The 7,025-nt window shown below is 70.8% G+C and carries 8 protein-coding genes and 1 pseudogene; 5 read left to right on the top strand and 4 right to left on the bottom strand.

Annotation, left to right across the window (positions count from 1 at the left end; all coding sequences use genetic code 11):
- Both BN13_RS20505 and BN13_RS17040 read left to right on the top strand, forming a co-directional pair.
- A partial coding sequence (locus BN13_RS20505) for a hypothetical protein (protein ID WP_048548388.1) occupies nt 1–808 on the top strand: 808 nt, incomplete at its 5' end.
- A gap of 62 nt (nt 809–870) precedes the next feature.
- Nucleotides 871–1,761, top strand: a complete 891-nt coding sequence (locus BN13_RS17040) for a CHAT domain-containing protein (protein ID WP_235434171.1) — start codon at nt 871–873, stop codon at nt 1,759–1,761.
- 268 nt (nt 1,762–2,029) lie between these two features.
- Here BN13_RS17040 and BN13_RS17035 read toward each other — a convergent pair whose 3' ends face one another.
- From BN13_RS17035 to BN13_RS20830, 4 genes and pseudogenes are all read right to left on the bottom strand, one after another.
- Complete coding sequence (locus BN13_RS17035) at nt 2,030–3,529, bottom strand: SDR family NAD(P)-dependent oxidoreductase (RefSeq protein ID WP_048548385.1); 1,500 nt, start codon at nt 3,527–3,529, stop codon at nt 2,030–2,032.
- Nucleotides 3,502–4,155 (bottom strand): polyketide synthase dehydratase domain-containing protein, encoded by a 654-nt coding sequence (locus tag BN13_RS17030; RefSeq protein WP_162199994.1) that lies wholly within the window; start codon nt 4,153–4,155, stop codon nt 3,502–3,504. Before BN13_RS17030 ends, BN13_RS17035 begins: the two co-directional genes overlap by 28 nt.
- 153 nt (nt 4,156–4,308) lie before the next feature.
- Nucleotides 4,309–5,019: a ketoacyl-synthetase C-terminal extension domain-containing protein gene (locus BN13_RS17025; RefSeq protein WP_048548381.1), complete on the bottom strand. Its 711-nt coding sequence runs from the start codon at nt 5,017–5,019 to the stop codon at nt 4,309–4,311.
- Nucleotides 5,020–5,058: 39 nt separating this feature from the next.
- Nucleotides 5,059–5,238: pseudogene (locus tag BN13_RS20830) on the bottom strand (hypothetical protein); the annotation flags it as partial.
- Here BN13_RS20830 and BN13_RS17020 point away from each other — a divergent pair.
- The 3 genes from BN13_RS17020 to BN13_RS17010 form a co-directional block, all read left to right on the top strand.
- Nucleotides 5,203–5,973: a thioesterase II family protein gene (locus BN13_RS17020; protein WP_048549356.1), complete on the top strand. Its 771-nt coding sequence runs from the start codon at nt 5,203–5,205 to the stop codon at nt 5,971–5,973. The pseudogene BN13_RS20830 and the gene BN13_RS17020 sit on opposite strands and share 36 nt — an antisense overlap.
- A gap of 288 nt (nt 5,974–6,261) precedes the next feature.
- A complete protein-coding gene (locus tag BN13_RS20995; RefSeq protein ID WP_201329110.1) occupies nt 6,262–6,858 on the top strand; it encodes a helix-turn-helix domain-containing protein in 597 nt (198 codons plus the stop codon).
- On the top strand, nt 6,750–7,025 hold a 276-nt coding region (locus BN13_RS17010), incomplete at its 3' end, for a transposase (protein ID WP_048549355.1). The genes BN13_RS20995 and BN13_RS17010, both read left to right, overlap by 109 nt.

The raw sequence follows: 7,025 nt of genomic DNA, 5'->3' as shown, positions 1-7,025 counted from the left end.
GGACGCCCTGGTCTCGGCGGCCCGCCTCGCCATCGCGGATGGAGACGAGCCCGGCGGGGACGCCTTCTTGCAGCAGGCGGAGGAGCTGTATCGCGCGCAAGGTCGGACGGCCGGGGCCGCGATCGCCCTGGTCGAGCGACTGCGACTGACACCCGATCCCGACCCGGATCTGCTCGCCGAGCAGGCCGAGATCCTGACCGCGGCCGGCCTACCCCGCGACGCCGCGAACGCGTGGCTGACCTCTGCCGCGGCGTCCCGAGATCGCGGGGACCTCGCCTCGGCCCGGGCGCGCTGGGCCCGAGTGCCGACGATCGTCAACGGTGACCCCGTGGCCGCCCTGGAAGCCCAAGCCCGGATGGATCTGCTGGACGGTCAGCACCAGCGGGCCGCCCAATGGATTGCGTCGGCCTTGCAGGTTGTCGATCAGCGGGCTGCGGTGGCGGCGGCGCCGGATCTGCGGCAACGGATTTCGGCGCGGCGGATCCGCTTCGAGCAGCTCGCGCGGCAACTGAACGAGCACGATGCGCCACACCGGCAACTGGACGCCTTGCTGCGGGGCCGCCCGCGCCGGCCGCGATCCCCCTGCCCGAGACCGCCGCCGCCGAGCAGTTGCGGGCGCACTGGCGCAACCTGGCGAGGCGCCTCACCTCGGCGGAGGAGGACGCGGCGACGTTGGTGTCGTTGTCGGCGCAGTTCGTGGAGGTCGAGCGCGCCCTGCGCCAAGCCCAGTGGTCGGCCGTCGCCGGGTCGCCGGCCCGCGCCGCCCATGGCGTGGCCGATGTCGCCGCCGCAACCGGCACCCCGCTGATCGCCATCGCCCGGTTCGCCGACCGAGCGGTCGCTTTCGCGCACGCCCGGGGGACGACCCGGATGACCCCACTCGGCTCGTGGAGCGACCTCCTGGACGACCTCGCCCAGCTCGGCCGGGCTATCGCCCGGATTGCCACCGGCGGGGGGACGCCGCCCGTCCTCGCCGCGGCGACCACGCTGGGGTGCGAATTGGGCGAGCGCCTGTGGCCCGTGGTTGCCGACCTCGCCGACGACGAGGCCATCACGCTGGCCCTCGATCGGGGCCTCGAATCGACGCTGCTCTCGTCCCTGCCACCCCTGTGGAACCGGCCGGTCACCATCGCCTCGCTCGCGGTCACCGGGACTCCGCGGGCGGCCCGCGGCCCCCTCGGAAGCAGCGCGGCGCGCGTCGCGGTGGCGGTCGGGCCGCGCCTCGACGGCGCGGACGCCGAAGCCGCCGACGTTCTGGCCGTGTGGGGAGCCGGCCAGACCCATCGCCGCGCCACCGACGTCGTCGCCGCCTTCGCGGACGCCGACGTCATCCACCTCGCCGCGCACGCCGGCCTGCGGTGGGACAACCCGCTCCAGTCCCAGATCCACCTCGACGACGGCCCGGTCGCCCTGACCGAAGTCCTGGCCGCTGCCCGTGGTCGAGGGAGCACTGGGCGCGCCATCCGGCTGCTCTACCTCGCGGCCTGCTCCCTCGGCGGCGGCGTCACTGACAGCGCGCTGGTCAGCGCGATCCCGACCCTGGCCGAGCACGACATCGAGACGGTCGTCGCCGCCACCATCCCCCTGCCCGACGCCGAGAGCGGGTGGATCGCGCGGACAGTGCACGAGGCCGTATGCCGCGGCGAGACCCCCGCGGCCGGCCTCGCCCAGGCGAGGGCGCGGGTACGCCCGGGTGACCCGGGAACGGCGGTGACGTGGGCAGCGCTCGCGTGCCTCTCGGCATACGCGGGGCTGGCGTGAACGAGGCCCCTCAGGCGGCCGGCGTGAGACGGGCCCGCCCGTTTTCGCGCAGCCACCCGTCGAGGACCTGGGCCGTCGTAGCCACAGATCCTCGGCAGTGAAGGTGCTACGCAGAGCCGCGACCGCCCGAAGCAGCGCCATCCCATCGGCCATCCGGTTGAGCCGGATGGCATCGGTGAACATCGAGAAGAGTGTCGGCTCGCTCGCCGTGCCCGCCGGCCTGGCCGGCTCCGGCTCGGCGTTCAGCTGGCTCCTCGAGAGCACAACCTCAGCAAGCTCGTGCAGGGAGGCGCTGTCGAAGGCGACCGTCGGTGGAGGAAATCACGGCCGGTCCTCCGACCGACAGCGTTGTCGACGTGGTCCTCGCCGTGGTCTGCCGCGGACGCGGCACGAGGTCTCGCACCAGGGCGGGGACTTCCACTCTGGTGCGCAGGCCAGCCCGATCGATCCGGAGTGCGGTCACGGTTGGCGCGCCGCTCGCCACCGCCTCATCGAGGAGCGCGAGGGCGTGCTCAGGTGCGAGCGGCGGGAAGCCACCCTCCTCCAGACGTCGCCAATCCTGTTCCCGCAGAAGCGAACTCAGTCCCGTCTGGGTGCGCCACAGCCCGAAGGCGACCGCGGTGGCCACCCGACCCTGGCTCCGTCGCGCCTTGGCGAGGCCGTCGAGGAAGGTGTTGGCCGCGGCATACGACCCCTGGCCGGCGGCCATCACCTGACCACCCGCCGACGACACCAGGACGTATGCCGCGAGCTCGCGATCCGCGACCGCCTCATGGAGCGCCCAGGCTCCGTCTGCCTTCGCCCGCCAGGCGGCCGAGAGATCGCCCGCGCTCAGATCGGAGACCAGGCCGTTGGCCGACCCGCCGGCGGCGTGGACCACCGCCTCGAGGTCCGGAATCTCTGCCACGAGGCGGCGCACCGCCGCGGGGTCGCCCAGATCGCAGCCGACAACACGCACCTCGCTCCCCAGCGAGCGCAGTTCCGTCGTGAGGTCGGCAATTCCGGCGGCGGCCAGCGCCCTGCGAGAGGCCAGCACGAGTCGGCGATATCCCCAGGAGGTCACGGCATGACGCACGATCAGCCGACCCAGCCCCCCTGTCCCGCCCGTGATCAGACAGGTTCCCTGGCCGAGTTCGCGAGCGGGGGGACGCGGCGAGGGGGGCGGCAGTGGCACATAGTGCGATATGTGCACGCAGCCGGCACGCACCGCCACCTCGGGCTCGTCCGAGCCGATGAGGTCGGCGGCGAGGCTCACGTCTGCGCCAGCGGGGAAGTCGGCCAGCAGGAACCGGCCAGACTGCTCGCCCTGCGCGGCCCGCACCAGACCGGTGATTCCGCTGTGCTCGATCGTGCTGACGTCACCCTCCGCAACGGATCGCGCTGACCCGGTGACGATCACGGCACGCACAGACTGCCACCGGCTCTGCCCGGCCAGGATTCCCAGTTCGCGCAGCGTCCAGGCCGCCGCCTCCTGCGCACCGGCGCTGGACTCCGATCCGGTTGGCGGCAGGAGCACCACATCAGCGGGCTCGCCCGTCCACGGCGCCAGCGACGGCGTCCACCGGCCGGCGGCCACCTGCTCGGGAAGCACGGGGGAAACAACGATCACCTGCCCGTCCGAGGCGGGGACCGGCATCGGGGTGGGCCGCCAGCCGACCCGCCACAGATCGCGCGACGCCCGGGTGGCGGGACGCGGAACGACCTCGTCGGCCGCGACCACGAGATCGCCGGCCGCGTCGATCACAGTGATGCGGATGGCATTGGCCATGCCGTCCGCCGGGGACAACCTCGCGGTGACCTGGTCGCCCGAGCGGCCGGCCCCACCCGGACAACCGACCACACGAATGGCACCAACGCGGAGTCCGGTGTCTCGGCGGCGCCAAGACCACCCACGGCAAGGACATGCATTGCCGCATCGAGCAGCACGGGGTGGACCACGTGGGACGCCAAATCCAACCCGGTGACGTCAAGCGAGGCGACCAGATCCGAACCCTCGCGCCACGCTGCCGTCACCGCCTGGAATGCCGGGCCGTAGGTGAAGCCGCGGTCGGTCAACACGGCATACACATCGTCGACGGGAAGCGTTTGCGCTGCCGGACCGGGCGCGCCAACCTTGCTTTCCGCCATGGTCCGCGCTGCCGCCAACCGGCCCTCCGCGTGCATCGTCCAGGAGCCCAGGTCGGGGCGCTCGCGCCCAAAGATCGTGACGGCCGGGGCGTCCGACGCTGGATCGGAGACGACCACTTGGAGGGCCGTGCCCGGCGTCGCGACGACAAGGGGAGCGTGAATTGTCAGCTCCGCGAGCGTGGGGCGATCGAGAATCTGGCCCGCCGCCAAGGCGAGTTCGACCAAACCGGTGCCGGGATCGCCGACGCATTGGCGACGCCTGCCCAAGAGGCGAGCGTCTCCCCCCCTGCCGGAAGGCTGACCCCCGATCGACGATGCCTCAACCCCACCGGCGCGGTGCCGGTGAGAAGGTCGGATGCGGCCGCGAGGTCGAGCACGCCCGCAACCACGCCGGCCGTCACCAGGCCGAAGCCAGCTCCATCAACGGCCCGAGGCCGCATGCCGATGCGCTCCAACACGCGGCTCAGCGCCACCTGCACGAGCATGCCGGCGACCGGACCGTCCCCCTGGATGTCTGGGAACCCTGCCTCCGCGATAACCGCGTCGAGAGTCGCCTCCCATTCGGAAGCCCCCGGCCAGCTGATCCGCGATCGCCCGCAGCCGCGCGACGTCGTCGCCGAACCACCAGCGCGGCGTCACCGCGCCGGTGCTCGGTGCCCGGCCACGCCGATAGGAGCCGGGGGTGCCAGTGCGTGCCGCAGCCAGGGCGGATGCCAAGTCGGTAGCGTCCCGTCCCCATACGACGAGCCGGTCCGGCAGGGTGGCGCGCCGAGCCATGGCCGAGGCGATGCCAGCCCCTCCCGACGGATCCGACCCCGATGCCTGCAGCCGGCCCAGGAGGAGATCGCAATAGTCATCGACGGCCTCGGGCGCACGCGCGGAGAGCACTAATGGCGTCGGAGAGCCGAGGAAGGTCGCCATCGGGGCGCCGGTGCTGCTTGGCGCAGGCTCCCACTGCGGTGCTTCTTCGATGATGACGTGGGCATTGGTCCCCGAGATCCCGAAGGACGACACGGCCGCGCGGCGCGGGTCGGTGGTTTCCCAGGGGCGCCCCCGCGTCAGCAGACGCACGGCGCCCGACTCCCAATCGACCTCGGCAGAGGGCTCTTCGCCGTGCAGCGTCGGCGGCAAAGTGGCGTGACGGATCGCTTCGACGACCTTGATGACGCCGGCGACGCCGGCCGCCGCTTGCGTGTGCCCAAGATTGGATTTGATCGAGCCGAGCCAGGCGGGCCGATCCGCAGAGCGGCCCTGGCCGTAGGTGTTCAGCAGAGCCTAGGCCTCGATCGGGTCGCCGAGTCGCGTGCCGGTCCCATGCCCCTCGATGAGGTCGACCTCCGCGCCGGACACGCCGGCCTGCTGCGTCGCATTCACCCGCGCCCCGAGGCCACCCGCCAGCTCATCTGCTTTCCGCACGCGGGAGGCTCGGCGAGCTACTTCTTCGGCGTCTCCCGCCAGCTCAGCTCCGCCTTTGAGGTCGGCGCCCTGCAGTACCCGGGACGACAGGACCGTCGCAATGAGGCGTGTCTGGAGTCGGTGACCGCATTTGCCGACGGCGTGGTCGAGGAGATTGCGGACGTGCTCGACCGGCCGATCATCCTTTTCGGCCACAGTCTGGGAGCGACGCTCGCCTACGAAGTCGCGCAGCGCCTCATGCGGCTCGGTCGCCCTCCCGCTCTGCTCATCGCGTCCGGGCGGCGGGCGCCGGGGGCGGCGCGGGTGAGCCAGGACGTCCACCTCGGCACCGACGACCAACTCTTGGCGACGCTGCAGAGGATGAGCGGCACCGCGCCGGAGTTGTTCTCTGACGAAGAACTCATGCGCACTGTCTTGCCGGCCGTCCGGGGCGACTATAAGGCGGCCGAGACCTATCGACACCCTCACCACTGGACGCCGTTGCCCCTGCCGATCACGACAATCAACGGGGTCCAAGACCCGGAAGTGACGCCGGCCGAGGTCGAGGCCTGGCGGCACCACACAACCGGGGAGTATGCCGCGCACTGGTTCCCGGGCGGACACTTCTATCTCAACGACCATGCCGAGGCGGTCATGCGACTGATCCGTCAGGCCGGGATGCGTCTGTAACAGCTCAGGCGCTCAGGGCCGGTGCGGTCTCCTCGACGAGCAATGATCAGAACCTGTGGATGGCCTTCGGCGGGGTGACGTGAGGGAGCGCACCTTCCCGAGGAAGAACTGAAGTCCAAGTAGCTCTGATCGGGACCGGCGTTGACGCGCTGGTTCGGGAAGGTGCGCTCATGCTCACCGCAATTGACCAGGATCCGCGATCCAACCAACACTGTCGACGGTGCTCGAAAACTGAACAGTTTCGGCGCTTGAAAAGTGAACACCCTCTGAGATTGGAGAGTGATCACTATGGAGGACTGGGCGTTGATCCGGCGGTTGGCTGCCGATGGGGTGGCCAAGGCTGAGATCGCCAGGAAGTTGGGGATCTCGAGGACGACGGTGGTCAAGGCGGTGGCTTCGTCGGGACCGCCGAAGTATGAGCGTGCCGCGTCAGCGACGTCGTTCACGCCGTTCGAGAGCAGGGTCCGGGCCTTGTTGGCGGAGACCCTGGGCATGCCGGCCACGGTGATCGCCGAACGGGTTGGCTGGAGCGGGTCGATCCGGTGGTTCCGCGACAACGTCAACCGGGTCCGGGCTGATCATCAACCGATCGACCCGGCGGACCGGTTGTCGTGGTCGGCGGGGGATGTCGCGCAATGCGATCTGTGGTTCCCGCCGCGCAAGATCCTGCTCGAGGACGGCACCCGCACGTTGCTGCCGGTGCTGGTGATCATGTGCGCGCATTCCCGGTTTGAGGTTCCCCCCGGACCGTGGAGGCATCGACAATTTGGATCGAGATGCCGGAGAAGCGGAAGAAGTACGACCGGGAGTTCCGTGAGGGAACTGTCCGGATCGTCGAAGAGACCAACAAGCCGATCGCGCAGGTTGCCCGTGACCTCGGCGTGAACGAGGGCACTCTGGGTAACTGGGTGACTCGTGCGCGCGCCGAGGCCGACGGCAGCCGCGGCCTATCCCGCGATGATGTCGCCGAGTTGAAACGGCTCCGCGCCGAAGTCGCGGAGTTACGGATGGAGCGTGATGTCCTCAAGCGATCCGTGGTCCTGTGGGTGAAG

Origin of the sequence: Nostocoides jenkinsii Ben 74 (genome assembly GCF_001046875.1) — a bacterium.
Taxonomy (GTDB): domain Bacteria; phylum Actinomycetota; class Actinomycetes; order Actinomycetales; family Dermatophilaceae; genus Nostocoides_A; species Nostocoides_A jenkinsii.
This window is presented reverse-complemented; position numbering and strand designations above follow the sequence as displayed.

What these genes read in the sequence shown, in the direction of transcription:
- BN13_RS17040 (WP_235434171.1), top strand. Translation starts at nt 871, where the DNA reads ATGACCCCACTCGGCTCGTGGAGCGACCTCCTGGACGACCTCGCCCAG.
- BN13_RS17035 (WP_048548385.1), bottom strand. Translation starts at nt 3,529, where the DNA reads ATGGCCAATGCCATCCGCATCACTGTGATCGACGCGGCCGGCGATCTC.
- BN13_RS17020 (WP_048549356.1), top strand. Translation starts at nt 5,203, where the DNA reads ATGCCCCTCGATGAGGTCGACCTCCGCGCCGGACACGCCGGCCTGCTG.
- BN13_RS20995 (WP_201329110.1), top strand. Translation starts at nt 6,262, where the DNA reads ATGGAGGACTGGGCGTTGATCCGGCGGTTGGCTGCCGATGGGGTGGCC.